Below are 20342 nucleotides of genomic sequence, written 5' to 3' on the forward strand. Positions count from 1 at the left end.
TGCGCAGCGCGGCCTCGACCTCGGCCGAGTAGACGTTCTCGCCCCCCGTGATGATCATGTCCTTGAGCCGGTCGGCAATGAAGATATAGCCGTCGGCATCCATGCGTGCGCCGTCGCCGGTGTGGAACCAGCCGTCGCGCAGCGCCTGCGCGCTGACCTCGGGCAGGTTCCAGTAGCCGCGCGTGACCATGGGGCCGCGCACCACCAGTTCGCCGACCTCGCCGCGCGCGCAGTCGCCGCCGCCCGCGTCGACGATGCGGATCTCGGCGCCCAGGCCGGCGCGGCCCACCGAGCGCAGCAGGCCGCGCGCGATGGCCTCGGCCCGGTGGTTCACCGGCAGGTTGATGCTGACCGCGCCGGCCGTCTCGGTCAGGCCATAGGCCTGGAAGAACTCGGCCTGCGGCCAGGCCGCGAGCGCACGGTCGAGCAGGTCGGGCGGCATGGGCGCGGCACCAAACGCGATGCGGTCCAGGCTGCGCACGCGCGCGGGCGAAAAGCCGGGCGCGTCGAGCAGCGACTGCAGCATCGTCGGCACGACGATGATGTCCGAGATGCCGTGGCGCTCTATCGCCTCGAGCACCACGTCGGCGCGGAACTGAGGCAGCGTGATGCAGGCCCCGCCGACAATGCTCTGCCCGATGAAGCGGCCCAGCCCGGCCACATGAAACATCGGCGCCACCAGCAGCGTCACGCTGTCGGGCGCATTGTTGAGTTCGGCGCCGCGCGTCATCGACGCGCTCCAGAAGTTCATGTGCGACAGCATCACGCCCTTGGAGCGGCCCGTGGTGCCGCCGGTGTAGAGGATTGCGGCCAGCGCATCGCCGCCGGCGCGCACATCCTCGAGCGGCAGCTGGCCGCGCGCCTCGGCGGCCAGGGTATCGGTGCCGGCGACGGTCACCATGTCGCCCAGCGCGCCGGCCGTGGCCGTGAACGCCGGGTTGGCGACCAGCAGCGCCGCGCCGCAGTCGGACACCGCGTGGCGCAGCTCGGGAACGCTCCAGCGCACATTCATCGGACAGGCGACGGCGCCCAGCCACCAGCAGGCGAGCATGGTGATGATGATGGCGTCGTCGTTGGGCGCGAGGATGGCGACGCGGTCGTCGCGCGCCACGCCGCGCGAGCGCAGCGCCGCGGCCTGGCGGCCGACTTCGTCGATCAGGCGCGCAAAGGTCCAGCTGCGCTCGCCTTCCGGTGCAATGTGGCACAGCGCGACTTTGTCCGGGTGGCGTTGCAGCGAGCGGTGCAGGCCTTGGGTCAGATACATCGTTTGTCTCCGGCGGTTGTTTGTTATGGGAACGAGGAAAGGCGTGATCGCCCTAAACTGGTGTGCGGTAGCGGAAGGTGCCCATGGCCTTGGCCACCACCTCGCCGCTGTCGTCGACCAGCTCGGCCTCGCAAAAGCACACCGAGCGGCCGCCGCCGGTCGCCCGTCCGGTGGCGCGCAGCCGGCCCGACGACGGGCGCATGAAACCGATGTGCATGTCGATGGTGACCACCTCGCGCGCAAAGTCGATGCGGCTCAGCGCGGCGTTGGCCATGGCGCTGTCGAGCAGCGTCATCACCACGCCGCCATGGCCTGCGCCATGGTTGTTGAGCAGCTCCGCATGCAGATCGAGTGCCACGACCGCCACCCCGTCGCCCACGCTTTCGCGGCGCATGCCCAGCATGCCGAGAAACGGCACATGGCGTTCGCGGCCCGAAGCCGGGGCGGCAACCGGTGCCGGCGCGGCCGTGCATTCCTCCTGCAGCACACGCCACAGCACCTTGCCGGTGCTCGACTTGGGCAGCGCGGCGCGGAACTCGATGCGCCGCGGCACCTTGTAGGCCGCCATGCGCTCCCGGCACCAGGCCTCGAGCTGCGCCGCATCGAGTACGGCGCCTGGCCGGCACACCACCACCGCGCGCACCGACTCGCCCTGGCGCGCATCGGGCGCGGCGACCACGCAGGCTTCGTGCAGCGCCGGATGCGCGTACAGCAGGCTTTCGATCTCCGCGGGCCAGACCTTGAAGCCGCTCACATTGATCATGCGCTTGAGCCGGTCGCGCAGGAAGAAGTAGCCTTCGTCGTCCATCACGGCCAGGTCGCCGGTGCGAAAGTAGCGCCGCCCGTCGCGCTCGAAAAACGCCGCGGCATTGGCCGCATCGTCGCGCCAGTAGCCGCGCATCAGCTGCGCGGCGCTGGTCACCAGCTCGCCGGTCTGGCCCGGCGGCAGCTCGGCCAGCGTCTCGGGATCGACGATGCGCGAATCGACACCGAACGTCGGAATGCCCAGGCACTGGCGCTTGCCCCGCCCCAGCGGGCTGCAGTGCAGGAACGACGCGGTTTCCGTCAGCCCATAGCCTTCGATATAGCTCAGGCCGAAGCGCGACTTGAGCATCTCGGCCACCGCCTCGGGCATGGGCGCGCCGCCGCCGTTGAGAATGGCCAGGCTGGACAGATCGCGCTGCTGCGCTTCGGGGTGGGCAAAGAAGTCGTTGAGCATGGCCGGCGGCGCGGCCCAGGCGCTCACGCGCGCGCGCTCGATCAGCCGCGCCGCCGTGGCCGCGTCCCAGCGCGGCATCAGCACCACGGTCGCGCCCACGGCCATGGGCATCAGCAAGGCGTTCTGCATGCCCAGCAGATGGAACAGCGGCGCCACCCCCAGCACCACCGAATCGGCATGCAGGCCGCGCCAGCGCACCGCGGCCAGCGTCGAGGCCAACAGCGTCGCATGCGTGTGCATGCAGCCCTTGGGCCGGCCCGTGGTGCCCGAGGTATAGGGCAGAACGCACAGGTCGTCGGCATCAATGGCCACCGTGGAAGGCCGCACGCCTGCGGCCAGCGCCGCGGCCCAGCCGGCCACGCGTGGATGGGTCAGCGCCAGGCGCGGCGCCGACACCGCATCGGGCACGCACAGGTCGGCGCTGGCGTCGACGCCTGCGCCCAGCGCATCGGCATAGCAATGCACCACCGCGTGCTGCAGCCGCCCGTCGTCGAGCGCGGCCTGGGCCGCGGGCAGCAGCTCCTGCGCCAGCATCGCCACGCGCGCGCCGCTGTCGGCAATGAAATGGTCCAGCTCGGAAGCGGTCGACATCGCGTTCACCGGCACGACCACCGCGCCGCAGCGCACGATGGCCTGGAACGCAATCGTGAACTGCGGGCAGTTTTGGCTCAGCAACAGCACGCGGTCGCCGGCGCGCACGCCGGCCCGTTGCTGCAGGTGGGCGGCGAGCGCATCGGCATCGGCGCGCAGCTGCGCGAAGGACGTCGCCTGCCCGAAGAACAGCAGCGCGGGCTTGTCGGGGTGGCGTTCGGCCGCGGCATCGAGCGCGTCGGCCAGCGTGCGCCGCGGTGTCTCGAGCTGGCGCGGCAGGCCGGCCGGCCAGGCCGCGGCCCAGGGGGTGGTGGGTGCAACAGGTGTAGCAAGCGTCATGAAGGCGGCTCCTGGCTTCATCGGGTCATCGCCCGGGCGATGATTTCCTTCATGACCTCGTTCGCGCCGCCGTAGATACGGCCCACGCGCGCATCGGTGTACATGCGCGAGATCGGGTATTCGCTCATGTAGCCGTAGCCGCCGTGCAGCTGCAGGCACTCGTCGATCACCTGGCTGGTGGTGTCGGTGATCCACCACTTGGCCATGGCCGCCGTCGGCACGTCGAACGTGCCCGCAGCCAGCCGCGCGACGCAGTCGTCGACGAACGTGCGCGCAATGGTCGCGCGGGTCTGGCATTCGGCCAGCTTGAAGCGCGTGTTCTGCAGCTCGATCAGCGCCGCGCCGAAGATCTGCCGCTGGCTGGTGTAGGCCAGCGTGTCGTCCACGGCGCGCTGCATGGTCGCGGCCGAACCTATGGCCAGCAGCAGGCGTTCGCGCGGCAACTGCTGCATCAGCTGTGCAAAGCCGCGCCCTTCCTCGCCGCCGAGCAGGTTGGCCACGGGCACGCGCATGTCGCTGAAGAACAGCTCCACCGTGTCCTGGCCTTGCTGGCCGATCTTGTCGAGCAGCTGGCCGCGGCGAAAGCCCGCCAGCTCGTCGGTTTCAATCATCACCAGCGACACGCCCTTGGCGCCGGCCTGCGCGTCGGTCTTCACCGCGACGCAGATCAGCCCCGCATGCAGGCCGTTGGTGATGAAGGTCTTGGCGCCGTTGACCACATAGTGGTCGCCGTCGCGCACCGCGCTGGTCTTGATGCGCTGCAGATCGGTGCCCGCGCCGGGCTCGGTCATGGCGATCGCCGCGACCAGTTCGCCGCTGGCCATGCGCGGCAGCCAGCGCTGCTTTTGCGCTTCGCTGCCATACGACAGAAGGTAGTGCGCGACGATGCCGCTGTGCACGTTGATGCTGAAGCTGTTCATCAGCGCGCGCATCTGCTCCTCGCAGATCACGGCTTCGTGCAGGAAGCTGCCGCCGCCGCCGCCATAGGCCTCGGGAATGCCTGCGCACAGCAGGCCGAGTTCGCCGGCCCGGCGCCAGATGGCGCGGTCGGCGTGCTTTTGCCGGCCCCAGGCATCCTGGTGGGGCACGCATTCGGTTTCGAAGAAACGCCGCGCGGTGTCGCGCAGCATCTGCAGTTCGGCGTCCATCCAGGGACGCGGCGCGGGTGCGAGGCTCATGGCGCGCGCCTCAGGGACGACCGCCGCCGCACACCAGGACCTGGCCGCTGACGTAGTTCGATTCGGGAATGCAGAACATGTAGACCGCGCCCGCCGCTTCCTCGGGCGTGCCGCCGCGCCCCAGCGGAATCAGCGACTCGGCGTTCTTGAGAATCTGCGGATTCACGCCGACCTTGATGCGCCGGCCGTCGATATCGATGCTGGCGTCGGCCTGGGCGTCGGCTTCGGTCAGCCGCGTCTTGATCAGGCCGAAGGCCACGCTGTTGACGTTGACCTTGTAGCGCCCCCATTCCTTGGCCAGCGCCTTGGTCAGTCCGTTGATGCCGGATTTGGCGGCCGCGTAATTGGCCTGGCCTGCGTTGCCATAGACGCCCGAAGTCGACGAGATGTTCACCACCTTGCGAAACACGGGCGTGCCCAGCTCGGCCTCCTTCTTGGCCGATTCGCGAATGAATTCGGCGGCCGCGCGCAGGATGCGAAACGGCGCGGTGAGGTGCACCGCGAGAATGTCTTCCCACTGTTCATCGCTCATCTTCTGGATGACGTTGTCCCAGGTGAAGCCGGCGTTGTTGACGATGATGTCGATGCCGCCGAAGCTTTCCAGCGCGGTGTCGACGAAGCGCTGGCCGAAGTCCGGCTGCGTGACGCTGCCTATGCAGGCCACGGCCTCGCCGCCCGCAGCGCGTATCTCCGCGACGACTTCGTTGGCGGGTCCGGCATCGAGGTCGTTGACCACGACGCGCGCACCTTCGCTGGCCAGCTTGAGCGCGATCTCGCGGCCTATGCCACGGCCCGAACCCGAAATCAGCGCCACTTTGCGGTTGAGTTTGTGCATTTTTTTGTCTCCTTGTTGTTGCTTGGAATGTCAGGGCAGAGCGACGACGGCGTCGCCCGCCAGTCGGGCCTGGCCGTCCTGGTCTACGGTCTCCAGCGCCAGGCGCACGCGGCGCTCGCCGTCGACCACCAGCTTCTCGGTCACCGTGCCGCGGCACTGCACCCGCGTGCCCAGCTGTGTGATCGCGACGAAGCGCACGCCGTATTCGCGCAGCACATGCTGCGGCACCCAGTTCGTCAAAAGCCGGCCCAGGTAGGCCATGGACAACATGCCATGGGCGAACACATCCTTGTGGCCGGCCGCATGGGCGAAGTCGCTGTCGACGTGGATGGGATTGTGGTCGCCCGATGCACCGCAGTACAGCGCCAATGCGACGCGCGAAATGGGCGCGGTGGTGAACGCGGGCAGCGCATCACCCACCTGCAGCGTGTCGTAGTCGGGAAGTGAATTCATGGTCTGGTCCCTCCTCAGCCGTTGCGCATGACGGTGACGGAGCGCAGCTCGGCCACCAGCGCTCCATGCTGGTTGCTCACATGCGTGCGCCGCACCACGAACTCCAGCGCCCCGCCCTTCTTTTCGTAGATGTCCTCTATGCATTGCTCGAAGCGCAGCACGTCGCCCGCATGCGCCGCGGCGTGGTAGGTGAACTGCTGCTCGCCGTGGAGCAGCCGGCGGTAGTCCAGGCCCAGCAGCTCGCGCACGGCGGCCGGGTCGGGCGCGTCCATCTCCAGACAGAACAGGAACGTAGGCGGCACCGGCAGGCCCGGATGGCCGGCCGCGCGCGCCGCGGACTCGTCGCTGTAGATCGGGTCGGTCTGGCCCGTGGCCTTGGCGAAGAAGCGCAGGCGGCCGGCCTCCACGGGCACGCTGAAAGGCGCGAGCCGGTGGCCTATGTATTGGCGATCGATCATTGCGTCTGCGCCTCGTAGAGCGTCACCACGCAGGCCCCGCCCAGGCCCAGGTTGTGCTGCAGGCCGAAGCGCGCGCCTTCCACCTGGCGCTGGTCGGCCTGGCCGCGCAGCTGCCAGGTCAGCTCGGCGCATTGCGCCAGACCGGTCGCGCCCAGCGGATGGCCCTTCGACAGCAGGCCGCCCGAAGGATTGGTCACGACGCGTCCGCCGTAGGTGTTGTCGCCTTCGAGAATGAACTTCTCGGCCGTGCCTTCGGGCGTCAGGCCCAGGCCTTCGTAGGTGATCAATTCGTTGGCCGTGAAGCAGTCGTGCAGCTCGACCACGTCGATGTCCTCAGGGCCAATGCCCGCGGCCTCGTAGACCTGCTGGGCCGCGGCGCGCGTCATGTCGTAGCCGACGATCTGGCGCATGTCGCCGGCGTCGAAGGTGCTGGGCGTATCGGTGGTCATCGCCTGCGCGGCGATCGCCACGCGCATGTCGAGGCCGTGGCGGCGCGCGAAGTCTTCCGAGCACAGGATGGCCGCCGCCGCGCCGCATGTCGGCGGGCAGCACTGCAGGCGCGTGAGCGGGTCGAACACCTTGGGCGCGGCCATCACTTCGTCCAGCGTCACGGTGTCGCGAAACACGGCCATGGGGTTGCGCGCCGCGTGCTGGCGCGCCTTGACCGAGATGCGCGCAAAGGTGTCGGGCCGGATGCCGTACTGCTTCATGTAGTCGCGGCCCGCGCCGCCAAACAGTTGCGCGGCGCGCGGCGCCATGGGGTCGTAGCCCTGCAGCGTGGTCATGGTGTCGGCGAAGCGGGCCATGGGCGAAGGGCGGTCTTCGTAGGCGCCCTTGAGCGCGCCGGGCACCATCTGCTCGAAGCCCAGCGCGATCGCGCATTCGACCATGCCGCTCTCGACCGCCTGGCGCGCCAGGAACAGCGCGCTCGAACCGCTGGAGCAGTTGTTGTTGAGGTTGAACACCGGCACGCCGCTCAGGCCCACGCGGTAGATCGCGGCCTGGCCCGCGGTGGAGTCGCCGTAGACATAGCTCACATAGGCCTGCTGCACTTCAGCGTAAGGCACGCCCGCATCTTCCAGGGCCAGGCGCGCGGCGCGTTCGCCCATCACCGTGTACGGGTCGCTCCTGCCGGGTTTGCTGAAGGGAATCATGCCGACGCCGGCAACGAAGACTTTGCGTTTCATTTCGAACTTCCTTGAGAATCACCACCCGCGGTGGCATGACATCAAGGATCGATCAACGCAGGCGCCGTTCCAATGGCGCGGACGACCAAGTTGCTTGGCTGAAACTGCCAGTTTTCAGCGTTCGCGCAGACGGGTCTGGCGGTACTCGCCTGGAGCGACTCCGGTCCAATGCTTGAAGGCGCGATGGAAAGTGCTGGCTTCGGAGAAGCCGAGCTGGCTGGCAATCTCGGGCAGCGTCAGTTCGGGGCGCGCGAGATAGCCGATGGCGGCGTCACGCCGCAAGTCGTCCTTGATGCCGCGAAAGCCCTGGCCTTCGTCGCGCAGCCGGCGGCGCAGCGTCTGCGGCGTCATCGCCAGATGGCGGCCTATGTCTTCGAGCGAAGGCAGAGCGCCCGCAAGGTCGCGCCGCAGGATGCTGCGTATGCGCTCGGTCACGCTGGTCTGGTCGCGGTATTTCACCAGCAGGCTCGCAGGTGCCTGGCGCATGAATTCGCGCAGGCTTTGCTCGTTCTGCACCACCGGCAGATCGAGCCAACGCGCGTCGAAGCGCCAGCCGGTGCAGCGTGCGACATCGCTCACGGGCGCCTGGAACAAGGTGGCCGCGTCGCTGTGCAGGCCGTGGCGCGACAGCGGATAGTCGACCGCCATCAGCGGAATGCGGCGCGCCACCAGCCATGAAGCCAGGCCGTAGGCCAGAAAGCAGAATGCGCGTTCGGCGTAGGCCAGCGACGGCGTGAGCGCCGTGCGCGGCACCAGCTTCAGGCCGGCCACGCCGTCGCTGACATGCAGGCGCGGCGTGAAGTCGGTGATCAGCAGCCGGTAGTGACGCAAGCCCGTCTGCATGGCCTCGCCCAGCGTGCGTGCCGCCAGCAGCATTTCGCAGCCCTGCATGAAGCTGCCCAGCGGCAGCGGGCGACTGCACAGCGCCCACAGTTCATCGCGCAAGGTGCGCCGCAGCACGAAGATCAGCGCCGCATACTGCGCCTTGGTCACGCGCGACAGCGGCGAGCCCAGCAGTGCCGGCGAAATACCGGCGCGCTGCAGCAACTGCGGCACATCCAGCCCCCGTTCACGCGCGCCAAAAAGGATCTGTTCGACCTGCTGAATGGCAATGGTGTGGTGGGTGAAACTGGCGACGGTCACGGTGGGGCAAGTCACGGGCAATGCCCCATATTACCTTAGCACCCCCTGCTGCTCCAGCGCCGCGACGGCCTGGGCATCGTAGCCCGCCTCGAGCAGAATTTCGCGGTTGTGCTCACCAGGCCGGGGCGCGGGCCGGCGTACCTCGAAACGGTAGCCGGTCATCTTCACCGGGCTCGCGATCTGCGTCGCGCCGCCTTCCTGCTGCGGCGCGATCACCAGGCCGCGCGCCTGAAACTGCGGTGCCTGCAGCGCTTCCTCCAGGCGCAGCACCGGCGAGACACAGCACTCGGTGCCGTCGAACTTCTGCTGCCAGTGGGCCAAAGTCTGGGAGCCTATGATTTCAGTCAACTCGGCGCGCAGCGCGTCGCTGGCCGCGGCATCGACAGGCTGGTGCTGGGCCTGCAAATCGGTGCGCCCTATGACTTCGCAGAAGCGATCCCAGAACTTGCGCTCCAGCGCCCCGACCGCGAGATGGCGCGCATCGCGCGTCGCGTAGACCGCGTAGCAAGGCAGTCCGCCGGACAGCTTGTCGGTGCCCGCGGGCCGCGTCTGGCCATGCACGGCGAGCGTGACCATGGGCACCACGGCATGTGCCAGCATGCTGTCGGCCATGGCGATGTCGACATGGCGGCCGCGGCCGGTGCGCGCCGCGTCGAACAGCGCGGCCAGCAAGCCCATGGCCGAAGTCAGCGAGCCGCCGATCAGATCCGCCATGGGAATGTTCGACAGTGCCGGCGCGCCGCCGCGCGGCCCGACCTGATCGGTCACGCCGGTCAGCGCACAGTAGTTGAGGTCATGGCCAGGCTCGTGGCGCTGCGGTCCGGTCTGGCCGTAGCCCGTGATGCTGCAGTAGACGAGCTTGGGGTTGATGCTCGCCAGCGCTTCGTAGCCCACGCCCAGGCGGTCGGTCACGCCGGGGCGAAAGCTCTCTATCAGCACATCGGCGTCGCGCGCCAGCGCTTGCAGCACGGCCACGCCTTCGGGCTGCTTGAGATCCAGGCGCAGCGCGCGCTTGTTGCGGTGCACCAGCGCGCGCAGCGCGGGCGCGGCGTAGTCGCCGGCGCCGGTGTCCTCGATCTTGATCACATCCGCGCCCAGATCGGCCAGATGCATGGAGCAGACCGGTCCGGGCAGCAGCCGGGTCAGGTCCAGCACGCGCACGCCGGCCAGGGGAGGAGCATTGGTCTCGCCCGCGGGCGTTTTTTGGGTAGTCATGGTCTGAACAGAGTGCCGTCGATAGGCCTTCAGTCTAGAAACCGCCCCGCGCGCGCGCGATGGCCGATTGGATGAATCGGATTGGCGGGAACGATCAACGGCTGCTCCGGGAACGATGGTCTCAATGGCTTGTCATGCTTTCCATGTATTGTTTTTTTGACACACCAAGGGTTGTAACTATTGTTTCATCTTCAATTTGTTTAATGGATTCAGTCCCGAGCAAGAAAGCGACTTCGGTTTCGATCAATTTCGCGCCTGGGCCTTCTCATCTCCACTTACACATTGAACAGCATGAAACGACAACTCCTCGCCCTTGCCGCCCTCACCGTTGCCACAGGTGCCATGGCACAAAGCTCCAGCGTGACACTCTTCGGTGTGGCCGACGTTTCCGTCGCCCATCTGTCGACGTCCGGCAAGAGCGTCACGGGCCTGGCCAACGGCGGCAATTCCAGCAGCCGCCTGGGCTTTCGTGGTGTCGAGGACCTGGGTGGCGGCCTGAAGGCCGGCTTCTGGCTCGAAGGCGGCGTGACCGTCGATGACGGCGCTGCCGCCGGCTTCAAGTTCGACCGCCGCTCTACCCTCAGCTTGATGGGCAATTTCGGTGAACTGCGCTTGGGCCGCGACAAGACGCCCGCCTATCAGAACCTGGAAACATTCCATGCGTTCGCCGACGCCGGCATGGGCGCCATCAACGGCCACAGCCTGATCAGCGGTTCGGCTGCAGGCACGCCTGAAGGCTCCAATCCCAAGCGCGTCTCGAACAGCATCAGCTACCTGCTGCCCAAGTTCGGCGGCGTGTACGGTCAAGTGACCCACAGCTTTGGCGAACAAGCCGACAACAACAGCCTGTCGAGCAACACCGGCGTGCGTCTGGGCTATGCCGCTGGCGCGCTGAACGTTGCCGGCGCCTATGGCCTGGTGCGCGGTGGCACGGCCGCTGCAAGCGTGGACTACAAGACGTTCAACCTGGGCGCTTCCTACAAGCTGGGCGCGTTCACGCCCATGGTGCTGGTCGCTTCGGACCGCGGCGCCGACAAGCGCATCGACCTGTACAGCTTCGGCCTGAAGATGGCTCTGGGCCAAGGCGAACTGCGTGCCGCGTACACGATGTTCGAAGACAAGAAGCAAAACGACGCCGACTCGCAGCGCCTGGCCCTGGGCTACGGCTACGCGCTGTCCAAGCGCACGGAAATCTACGCGACCGTGGGTCACATCAAGAACGACGGCAAGGCCACCCGCAAGCTGGGTTCGTCGCTGAGCCCCACGCCCAACGTCGGCAAGAAGCTGACCGGCTACGAAATCGGCCTGCGCCACAACTTCTAAGCGCTGCAGCGCTTCAAGGTATGCGCGCCAGCGCATGCCTTTCTTGCAAGGCTGGACCTCCGGGTGGGGAAGCGTTCAAACCATTGCAAGCAAGCCCCGCCTAGAGCGGGGCTTTTTCGTTCAGCGCGTCAGCGCAAGCGTCTCGGCGGGCTGGGCCGAATGTTCGGGCGCGAGGGTGAACATGTTGACCGTATGCGCGAGGTGGTGGGCCTGTTCGTTGAGCACCGCCGAAGCCGCGGTGGACTGCTCCACCAGGGCCGCGTTCTGCTGGGTCGCGCGGTCCATTTCGGCCACGGCCTGGTTGATCTGCACAATCCCGCTGCTCTGCTCGGTCATGGAGCCATGGATCTCGCCGATGATATGGGTCACGCGCTCTATGCCGTCGACGATCTCGCCCATGGTGGCGCCGGCCGCGCGCACCCGTTCCGTGCCGGTGCGCACGCTCGCGCCCGAGGCGTCGATCAAGGCCTTGATCTCCTTGGCGGCCGTGGCGCTGCGGTGGGCCAGGCTGCGCACTTCGGCCGCCACCACCGCAAAACCGCGGCCCTGCTCGCCCGCGCGCGCGGCTTCCACCGCCGCGTTCAGCGCCAGGATATTGGTCTGGAACGCAATGGCGTCGATCACGCCGATGATTTCACCGATGCGCGCCGAAGACTGGGCGATCTCGTCCATGGTGTCGACCGCGCCGCCCACGGTGGCACGCCCGCGGCCCGCGGATTCGCTGGCGACATGGGCCAGGCGCTTGGCCTGGGCCGCGGATTCGGCCGACTGGTGCGCGGTGGCCGTGAGCTGGGACAGCGCGGCCGAGGTTTCCTGCAGGCTGCTGGCCGAGTCTTCGGTGCGCGTGGACAGGTCCAGGTTGCCGGCCTTGATTTCGTCGGTGGCGGTGGTGATGGAGTCGACGCCGTTGCGCACATCGCGCAGCACGCTGGCGATCTGCTGCACGAAGCGGTTGAACGAAGCGCCGATCTGCGCCACTTCGTCCTTGCCTTCCACGGGCAGGCGCTGCGACAGGTCGCCGCCGCCCGAGCCAATCTTGTCCATCGCATCGCGTACCTGCGACAGTCGGCGAAACGACTTGGCGGTGAGCGCCGCCGCCACGGCCGTGGCCAGCAGCGCCAGCACGACGATGGCCAGCGCCAAGGTACGCAGCAGATTGTCGAGGCCTGCCGTGGCTTCGGCTTCGTCCAGCGCCACGACCAGCAGCCAGTCGGTGCCGGCCACGGGCCTGGCCTTGAGCAATTGCGCGCGCCCGCCCAGTTCCAGCGCCAGCGGCGACTGCGCCTTGGCCAGCGCGCCCAGCGCGGCGGGCGTGAGCCGCGGCGACAGTTCGGTGGCCGGCTTGAGCAGGAACTGGGCATCGGCGTGGGCCAGCACCTGACCGTCCGTGCTGATCACAAAACCGCTGCTGCTGGGCGTGGGGCGTATGGCCGCGACCACGGCGCGCACGCCCTCGAGCGGCACGGCGCCGCTGATCACGCCTTCCAGCGTGCCGTTCCTGAGCATGGGAGCGACGAAGGCCACATACGCCACGCCCGTGGTCGAGTCGCCATAGGGCTTGGTGAGCGTGAGCTTGCCGGCCTGCACCGCGGCCTTGTACCAGGGGCGCGCCGTGGGGTCGTAGCCGGGCGCTGTCTGGGTGGTGGACTTGAAAGTCTTGTCCTGCCAGCCGACGGTGGTGATGGGAAAGCCGCTGGCCTTGCCCATGTGGGCCGCCAGCTCGCGCGGGTCGCCCTGCTCGATGGCGGCCGCCGCGGCCTCGACGGCCAGGGACTTGGCCGCGACCCACTGGTCGATGGCCATGGTGTTGCCCGCGGTGATGGCGTCGAGGTCCTGCTCCAGCGTCTGGAAGGTGCTGGCACGGGTGATGGTGTAGGTGGCTGCACCGGTGATCGCGAGCGCGCCCACCACGGTGGCAGTGCTGATGGCGAGAATCTTGGAGCGAAGGGTATGAAGCATGCGAAGTGCGCGAAGTGAGAAGGCGGCCAAAAAAAAGAGACTCGACACTTTTTCGGAAGGCCTGCAACCGACTTGAGCAATCGCACAACTAAATTTTGTTACAAGCCACGCCCTCCCGCCCCCAGCACAGCTGTTCAGCCTCCCGCCGCCGGGTCGTCAAAGCTTTCAGTCCAGGGCGCAGCCCCCGCGTGGCGCGGCCAGCCCGGGTCGCCCGTGAGCGCAAAGCGCGCCCAGGCGCCGTGCATGCGCTGCGCGAGCTGCGCCGGCGCAGACCGGCCCGCAAGCTCCTGCGCCGTGGGCGCTGCCAGATTGTTGAAGACAAACGGCAGCTCCACCCCATGCGCCGCGCCGAGCTGCCCCGCCCACTGGGGCGAGCGCCAGCCAAACACATAGCGGTGCGACGACTGCGCCCAACGGCCCGCGAGTTGCGCCAGGCGCTGCGCGGGCTCGGCATAGTAGTAATGCGACTGCAGCCGGCACAGCTGCTCGCCGGGGCTGTGGGCGGCGGGCTCGCACGCGAGGCCGGTGGCGGCGCCGAATTCCTGCAGATCCTGCTGGCTGATGCGCGCCAGCCCGTTGCCCGGCACATGGTACAGCCGCATTTCCTCGGCGTTGTGGCCGACCAGCAGCTGCAGCGCGGGCGGGTGCGCTTCCCAGGCCTGGGCAAGCGCCGCCAGCGGCTCGGCTCGCAGGCATTCGCCGTCGATGACCGGGCGCAGCGGAAAGAACTGGCGACTGCCGATGCCGTGCGCGCGGCGCAGCGCGGGATCGGCCGCGAGATGGTGCACAGCCTGCAGCAGTTGCGCCAGCGGTGCCTCGGCAAACGCGGCGCGCGTGGGAGCCACTCCCGCGAGCGCGGCAATCGCCTGCAACGCCGTTGCGGCTTCGTCGCGCGTCTGGCAGGCCACGCTGGGACTTTGCAGGATCGCTCTGTGGAACAGCCCTCGGCTTTGCGGCATGCCCAGCAGGCAGGCGATGGCGCCCGCGCCCGCGGATTGGCCGAACACCGTGACCTGCTGCGAATCGCCGCCCCAGACGCCTATGCAGTCCTGCACCCAGCGCAATGCCGCGATCTGATCCAGCAGGCCCCGGTTGGACGCTGCTGCGGGCAGGTCGGCAAAACCGTCCACGCCGAGCCGGTACTGGATGGACACGAACACCAGGCCCTGGCGCGCGAACGATGCGCCGTCGTAGAGCCCATCGTTTGCGCCGCCGCGAAAGAAACCGCCCCCATGCACCCATACCATGACCGGCAGGCGCTCGCCCGCAGCCACCGCCGGCGCCCAGACATTGAGCCGCAGGCTGTCCTGGGCCCCGAGCTGGCGCGCACCGCTGCGCGGCCATTGCGGCGACACCGGGCCAAACTCCGTCGCGTCGCGCAGGCCCCGCCATGGCGGCTCTGCCTGGGGCGGCTCGAAACGCAAGCTGCCCACGGGTTCGCGCGCATAGCGCACGCCCCTGAACACGCGCAGTTCGCCGTCCCAGGCACCGCGCAGCCGCCCGCCATGGGGCAGCACGACTTCGGGCGCAGCGCGGCCGGCGTCCGATCCTGCGCTCATTCGGACACCAGGCCCAGCCTGTCGATCAGCGGGCGCCAGACCGCGGCGTCGCGCGCCGCCCAGGCACGCACATCGGCCGGTGTCGACGGCGTGATCACCACGCTCATGGCTTCGAGCCGCGACCGGTACTGGGCGTTGCCGCGGCACTGTTCGGTGACGGCGCCCAGACGCGCGATCGCGGCCGCGGGCGTACCCGCCTTGGCGACGATGGCGATCCAGGACGGCCGCGCGAGATCGGCAGCGGCAGGCAGCAGTTCGGCCACCGTGGGCACATCGGGCAACAAAGGCGAACGCTGGGTGTCGAACACCGCGAGCGCATGCAGCCTGCCGGCCTTGACCTGGGCCGCCGCTGTGCCTATCACCAGCGTCATCGCCTGGATCTGCTTGCCGATCAGCGCCGTCACGCCCGCGCCTTCACCGACGAAGGGCACATGCGTTCCGGACGCGCCCATTTTGTCGAGCAGCGCCGTGGTCAGCAGATGCGCGGGGCTGCCTTTGCCGGGCGAGCCGAAGTTCAGCCCGCCGGGCGTGGCCTTGGCGAGCTTGTGCAGATCCGCGAGCCGCGCAAGGCCTTCGCCCGTGGGTACGGCGAGCACCAGCGCCGACGTGCCGAGCACGGCCACTCCATCGAAGTCGGCGCCGGGATCGTAGGGGCGCTGCCGGTAGGTATAAGGCGTGATGCTCATCTGCGACATGCCTATGCTCATCAGCGTATAGCCGTCCGCAGCCTGGCCCTTGAGGCCGTTGATCGCGAGCACGCCGTTCGCGCCGGGCTTGTTCATCACCACCACCGACTGGCCCAGTTCGTGCGCCGCGCAATCGGCCCAGATGCGCGTCATCGCATCCGAGGCACTGCCCGGCGGCTGCTGCGCGATCAACTGAATGGGCTTGGCGGGATAGGCTTGCGCCCACGCGCCCGCGGCGCACAGCAGGCCGGTAGCGGTGAACAAACAGGCGCGCGACAGCGCTGAATCATGGAGTTTCATGGGCTTGGGGGGAGGAAGGAATTCAGGGCGCGTTCTCGCAACGCGCGGCGATCAGGTCTGCGAGGCAGGCGAGCTGCGCGCCGGGCTGACCCAGCGGCAGCGGCTGCGCCGCAGCGGGAAACAGTTGCAGCAGGCCCAGTCCGCGCAAGGCGGAAAACACCAGGCCCAGAAATGCCTGGCGGTCCGGCGCCGCCGCCAGTTCGGGAAATGCATCGAAGAAACCCGCCTCGAGCTGCTGGCCGAGTTGCGCACGCAGGCTCGCGACATGCTGCAGGATTTCGGGCTGGCTGCGGCTGCCGAGGTAGATGTTCCAGGCGACGATGAAGCGCGGCTGCGCATAGATCAGCCCCCAGGCCGTGTCGACGAAGCGTGTCGCGCGCTCGCGCGCGCTCAGATCGGCCGCAGGCCAGAGCGCGCCGGCATCCATCTGGGCGTGCAGCAGCGCGCTCAGGATGTTCATCATCAGCACCGCCTTGGACTCGAAATGGTGCTGCACCGCGCCCGACGTCATTCCCGCGCTGCGCGCAATTTCGTGGATAGACACATCTTCGAGGCTGCGCCGCTCGATGACGTCGATCGCCGTGTCGATCAGGTGCTGGCGCGTGGCGGCACTGCGTTGCGCCTGGCTGCGGCGTGACGGAATGGCGGGCTGGTTCATGAATTTACATTTCGCATTTCAAACGTAATGTAAATAAGAGGGAACGCCGGGCTATACAGGGGATACCCGATGCCGGGCCGCGCTGTTTCCGGCGCCACGGCATGCTCGGCTGGCGCAACAGCAAGCGGGTCACGCAGCGCAAGTCTGGCGCGGGGTGCAGCGTCAGCATGGCATTGGACGGCACCGCCGCGGCGCGGATACACTGCCCCATACCGGCCTTGCAAAGTCGGCACAAAGGAGACTTGTGTGACCACCACCCTGACCCCCTACCTGAGCTTCGACGGCACGACGCGCGAAGCCTTCGCCTTCTACGAAAAAGCGCTGGACGCCAAGATCCAGGCGATGATGAGCTACGCAGACATGCCGACGCCGCCCGCAGGCTCAGCCGCCGAGAGCTGCGGCGGTCAGCCCGCCCCCTCGGGCGACGGCATCATGCACGCCAGCCTGGTGCTGCCCGGAGGCGCGCTGCTGTTTGCCGGCGACATGCCGCCCGGAACGCCTTTCGACGGCATCAAGGGCGTGATGCTGACGCTGGAATACGACAGCGTCGAACAAGCCGAAACCGCCTTTGCGGCGCTGGCCGAAGGCGGCCAGATCACCATGCCGCTCGCGCCCTCGTTCTGGGCCAAGACCTTTGGCATGCTGACCGATCGCTTCGGCGTGAGCTGGGCAGTCAACGGCGAAGCCATTCCTCTGCCATCCTGAGTTCGCTGCGCTGCGGGCCCAGCCGCCCATGCCCATGGCGCGGGCGCAGTTGCTGTAACACCCAGAGCCCGACGCAGGCTCTGGCGCAGCGCGGACCCCGGTCGCGGCCCAAGACCATCCTGTATCGCAGTGGATCAGTCCATGACGGCGGCAAGACACCGTCGCATCACGCCATCTGACCCACAGGCCGCCGCGCCCTGACGGCAGACACCCATCCCCTTCCCGACACCAGCGGCCCGATCCACCATCTCCGGCCGCGTTGGCGCTGCGCGCATCACAGGCGCAGCACCGCGGCAGCCCGGTCGACGCCACGGTGCTGGATGTCGACAGCACGCGCAGCCAGCAACTGCCCTACGCCATGCTCGACGCGCGCCACGGCGGCAGCATCGCCACCCAGCCGCATGAAAAGCAGGCCGTGCCGTTGCGGCCCATGTACCGCGTGCGCCTGCTGCTGCGCGAGCCCTTGCCGCAGGAGCGCGAGATGCGCGGCATGGCACACATCAGCGCCGAGCGCAGCAGCTGGCTGTGGCATGTGCTGCAGAACGGGCTGGCGGTGGTGATTCGCGAGAGCGGGTTCTGAGCGGCGCGCATCCGCGCCTGCGCTCAGAACTTGCCGCGCAGCGTGAGCATCGCGTTGCGCGGCTCGCCGTAGTAGTTGCCCGAGGCAGAGCTGCCGACGGTGCGGTAGTACCACTTGTCGAACACGTTGTTGACGTTGAGCGTCAGCGACCATTGCGGGTCGATCTGGTATGCCACCGACATGTTCCAGACCGTGTAGCCGCCTTGCGTGTAGCGGAACGGCACCGACGGGCCGTTGTAGAGCCCGGTCGCGGCGTTGCGCGTGCTGGCCGTGCCTGACACGTATTGCGTGCTCTGCACCGTGGCGCCCGCGCCCAGCTTCCAGGCCGAGGCGTCGCCCGGCAGCTGCCAGGTGCCCCACAACTTCACCGAGTGCTTGGGCGTGATCGAGCTGAGCACCGCGTTGGTGGTCTTGTTGCGGTTGTTGTTGTAGGTGTAGCCGGCGTAGATGTTGACGCCGCGCGCGATCTCGCCGTTCACTTCGGCGTCCAGGCCCTGGCTGATCACCTTGCCCGAAGCCAGATAACAGCAGCTGCCCGCGTACAGGATGGTCTCGGTGGGGTAGCGCGGATCGGCGATGCCGTTGCCTTCCTGCTCGATGCGGTACAGCGCGAACGCGGTATTGAGCTTGCCATCGAGCAGCTCGCCCTTGACGCCGATTTCGGTGTTCGAGCCGCGCGCCGGCTTGAGGCCTGTTCCGGGCGCGGGCCCGGCCTTGAGGTTGGCCTGGGGCTTGAAGATTTCGGCATAGCTGGCATAGGCCGACCAGTTGGCGTTGATGTCATGCACGATGCCGGCGAACGGCGTGACCTTGGTCGGCTCCTTGTACTGGGTCGCGGCGGCCAGCGCCCAGGGCGCGCTGGCGTCGAAGTCGCCGCTGCCATTGGTGCGCGTCATGTATTGCTGGTCGTACTTGAAGCGATTGACGCGCGCGCCGACGATGAGCTTCGTGCCGTCAGCGACCTCGAGTCGCAAGGTGCCGTAGGCGCCCACCTGGCGCTGCTGGTTCGGGTTGTAGTCGCGCACCCAATCGTTGGCCGTGGGCCGGGCCCACAGACCGGGGTCGAGATTGAACAGATCGACGGGCAGGCCCACGTCCGGGCTGAAGGTGCTGCCTTTCCAGCGGCTGGTGATGTCCTGGGCATCGACGCCGAACAGCACTTCGTGCGTGCGGCCCAGCAGATCGAACGCGCCGCTGACGTTCACGTCGATCATGTTCTGCTTGTTCTGGTACCACTGCGGCGTGCCGCCCCAGGTGTGGCCCTTGCCGGTCAGCGGATCGACCGCGCCGAAGCCGAACGCGCCATAGGCCAGGCCCTGCTGGCGCGCCTGCGTGGCGTTGGCGCGCAGGGTCCAGCGATCCGCGAGGCGCCAGGTCAGCTTGGCGAACACCTCCTTCGAAGTGCCGTCGAGGAACGACCAGTCGGTGGTCAGGCCCGTGTTGCGCGGCAGGCGCAGATCGCCGCCGTTGCTGTAACGCGGCAGCCAGGACGTCGTGCCGTTCTCGTGAATGCGCTGCTCGCGCGCACCCAGCGCCAGCGTCGCGGCCGGGCCAAGGTCGGCTTCAAGCACGCCATAGAACAGCGGCTTTTCCACGGAACGGCGATCGACGAAGTAGTCGCGGTTTTCATAGGCGACCACGGCGCGCCCGCGCAATTTGCCATCGAAGGCCAGCGGGCCCGAGGCGTCGAACTCGGTGCGGTAGTTGCTCCAGCGGCCGGCCGAGGCAGTGAAGCTGTATTGCGGCGTCGCCGTGGGCATCTTGCGCACCAGGTTGATCGCGCCGCCGGGATTGCCCGTGCCGTTGAGCAGGCCGGCAGCGCCGCGCAGCAGCTCCACGCGGTCGTATTCGGCCATGTCGTAGGCGACATTGGCGTAGTGGCCGGTGAACATCGGCGAGCCGCCGTCGAGCTGGATGCTGTCGATCAGAAAGCCGCGCGAGTAGATATTGGGCAGGCGCGTGTTCTGGTCCTGCACCGTGATGCCCACGGCCTGATCGGCGGCCGCGCCCAGGTCGGTGATGTTCTGGTCTTCGAGGCGTTGCTTGGTGATGACCGAAACCGACTGCGGCATTTCGCGCATCGCCTGCGCGGTCTTGCCCACGGTGATCGCATCGCTGGTGTACGAGGCCGAGCCTTCGGTCTCGCCCAGGCGGCGCGCGGCCACGCGCACTTCGCGCAAGGTGTAGTCGGAGGGCGCTGCAGGGACCGGCGGCGTCACGGTATCGGCCGCGTCGGAGCGCAGCGTATAGACACCGGGCGCGGTCATCGACGCCTTGAGGCCGGTGCCGGCCAGCAGATCGGCAAAGCCCGATTGAATGCTGTGGCTGCCGCGCACGCCTTGCGTCGTCTTGCCTTCGGCCAGCGTGGGCTCGAATGCCAGCGTCACGCCCAGGCGCTGGGCGAAGCGGTTGAGCGCCGGGGTCAGCGGGCCTGCGGGAATGTCGAACGCCGTGCGTTGCTGCGCGGGCGGCGTGGTCTGGGCGACGGCGCCCGTATGCAGGGACACGCCCAGCGCCAGCGCAGCGGCCAGCGCGAGCGGCGTGAGCCGCGAAATCTCATGGTTAGGCAGGGAATGGCAGCCAGGCATTGGAAAATGCTCCTGAATAGTCTTTGCAAAAAAGTGGTTCTTCAGGAGTCATGACGCACGGCGCGCGCCCAGGGACAGGGCCGGGCGAAAAAAAGTCTATGG

General features: G+C 68.1%; 17 protein-coding genes. 3 read left to right on the forward strand and 14 right to left on the reverse strand.

Features of this window, described 5'->3' with window-relative positions:
* The 9 genes from KHY18_RS17275 to KHY18_RS17315 all read right to left on the reverse strand — a co-directional run.
* The coding region (locus KHY18_RS17275; RefSeq protein WP_213302543.1) for a class I adenylate-forming enzyme family protein at positions 1–1264 on the reverse strand (1264 nt) is incomplete at its 3' end.
* Positions 1265–1316: 52 nt separating this feature from the next.
* Positions 1317–3413, reverse strand: a complete 2097-nt coding sequence (locus KHY18_RS17280) for a long-chain-fatty-acid--CoA ligase (protein ID WP_213302545.1) — start codon at positions 3411–3413, stop codon at positions 1317–1319.
* 17 nt (positions 3414–3430) lie between these two features.
* Positions 3431–4591 (reverse strand): acyl-CoA dehydrogenase family protein, encoded by a 1161-nt coding sequence (locus KHY18_RS17285; protein ID WP_213302548.1) that lies wholly within the window; start codon positions 4589–4591, stop codon positions 3431–3433.
* 10 nt (positions 4592–4601) lie between these two features.
* On the reverse strand, positions 4602–5426 hold the full coding sequence (locus KHY18_RS17290) for an SDR family NAD(P)-dependent oxidoreductase (RefSeq protein WP_213302551.1): 825 nt from the start codon (positions 5424–5426) through the stop codon (positions 4602–4604).
* A gap of 30 nt (positions 5427–5456) precedes the next feature.
* Positions 5457–5879: a MaoC/PaaZ C-terminal domain-containing protein gene (locus KHY18_RS17295; protein WP_213302554.1), complete on the reverse strand. Its 423-nt coding sequence runs from the start codon at positions 5877–5879 to the stop codon at positions 5457–5459.
* A 14-nt stretch (positions 5880–5893) separates the two neighbouring features.
* The gene (locus KHY18_RS17300) at positions 5894–6337 is read right to left on the reverse strand and encodes a MaoC family dehydratase N-terminal domain-containing protein (RefSeq protein WP_213302558.1); all 444 of its coding nucleotides are present in this window, start codon (positions 6335–6337) and stop codon (positions 5894–5896) included.
* Positions 6334–7524, reverse strand: a complete 1191-nt coding sequence (locus KHY18_RS17305; RefSeq protein WP_213302560.1) for a lipid-transfer protein — start codon at positions 7522–7524, stop codon at positions 6334–6336. The genes KHY18_RS17300 and KHY18_RS17305 overlap by 4 nt, the downstream gene beginning before the upstream one ends.
* Positions 7525–7638: 114 nt before the next feature.
* Positions 7639–8667, reverse strand: a complete 1029-nt coding sequence (locus KHY18_RS17310; protein WP_213302562.1) for an AraC family transcriptional regulator — start codon at positions 8665–8667, stop codon at positions 7639–7641.
* Between the two features lie 30 nt (positions 8668–8697).
* On the reverse strand, positions 8698–9882 hold the full coding sequence (locus KHY18_RS17315; RefSeq protein ID WP_213302564.1) for a CaiB/BaiF CoA transferase family protein: 1185 nt from the start codon (positions 9880–9882) through the stop codon (positions 8698–8700).
* A gap of 291 nt (positions 9883–10173) precedes the next feature.
* Between KHY18_RS17315 and KHY18_RS17320 the strand changes: the two genes are divergently transcribed.
* Positions 10174–11205, forward strand: coding sequence for a porin (locus KHY18_RS17320; RefSeq protein WP_213302566.1), 1032 nt, complete (start codon positions 10174–10176; stop codon positions 11203–11205).
* A gap of 120 nt (positions 11206–11325) precedes the next feature.
* Here the strand turns inward: KHY18_RS17320 and KHY18_RS17325 are convergent, their stop codons facing one another.
* From KHY18_RS17325 to KHY18_RS17340, 4 genes are all read right to left on the reverse strand, one after another.
* Complete coding sequence (locus KHY18_RS17325) at positions 11326–13164, reverse strand: methyl-accepting chemotaxis protein (RefSeq protein WP_213302568.1); 1839 nt, start codon at positions 13162–13164, stop codon at positions 11326–11328.
* Between the two features lie 134 nt (positions 13165–13298).
* Complete coding sequence (locus KHY18_RS17330) at positions 13299–14723, reverse strand: carboxylesterase/lipase family protein (RefSeq protein WP_213302571.1); 1425 nt, start codon at positions 14721–14723, stop codon at positions 13299–13301.
* Positions 14720–15709, reverse strand: a complete 990-nt coding sequence (locus tag KHY18_RS17335) for a Bug family tripartite tricarboxylate transporter substrate binding protein (RefSeq protein WP_213302574.1) — start codon at positions 15707–15709, stop codon at positions 14720–14722. Before KHY18_RS17335 ends, KHY18_RS17330 begins: the two co-directional genes overlap by 4 nt.
* A 22-nt stretch (positions 15710–15731) precedes the next feature.
* Entirely contained in the window at positions 15732–16367 is a 636-nt protein-coding gene (locus KHY18_RS17340; RefSeq protein WP_213302577.1) for a TetR/AcrR family transcriptional regulator, read from the reverse strand.
* Positions 16368–16613: 246 nt separating this feature from the next.
* On the opposite strand from KHY18_RS17340, the gene KHY18_RS17345 reads away from it, so the two are divergent.
* Together KHY18_RS17345 and KHY18_RS17350 are read left to right on the forward strand one after the other, a co-directional pair.
* Complete coding sequence (locus KHY18_RS17345; protein WP_213302581.1) at positions 16614–17072, forward strand: VOC family protein; 459 nt, start codon at positions 16614–16616, stop codon at positions 17070–17072.
* 259 nt (positions 17073–17331) lie between these two features.
* Positions 17332–17652 carry a hypothetical protein gene (locus KHY18_RS17350; protein WP_213302584.1) on the forward strand — a complete coding sequence of 107 codons (321 nt, stop codon included), beginning with the start codon at positions 17332–17334 and terminating at the stop codon, positions 17650–17652.
* Between the two features lie 23 nt (positions 17653–17675).
* On the opposite strand, the gene KHY18_RS17355 is transcribed toward KHY18_RS17350, so the two are convergent.
* Entirely contained in the window at positions 17676–20240 is a 2565-nt protein-coding gene (locus KHY18_RS17355) for a TonB-dependent siderophore receptor (protein ID WP_213302586.1), read from the reverse strand.
* Positions 20241–20342 lie beyond the last annotated feature (102 nt).

This window comes from Acidovorax sp. CCYZU-2555 (assembly GCF_018413525.1).
Lineage (GTDB): Bacteria > Pseudomonadota > Gammaproteobacteria > Burkholderiales > Burkholderiaceae_C > Comamonas.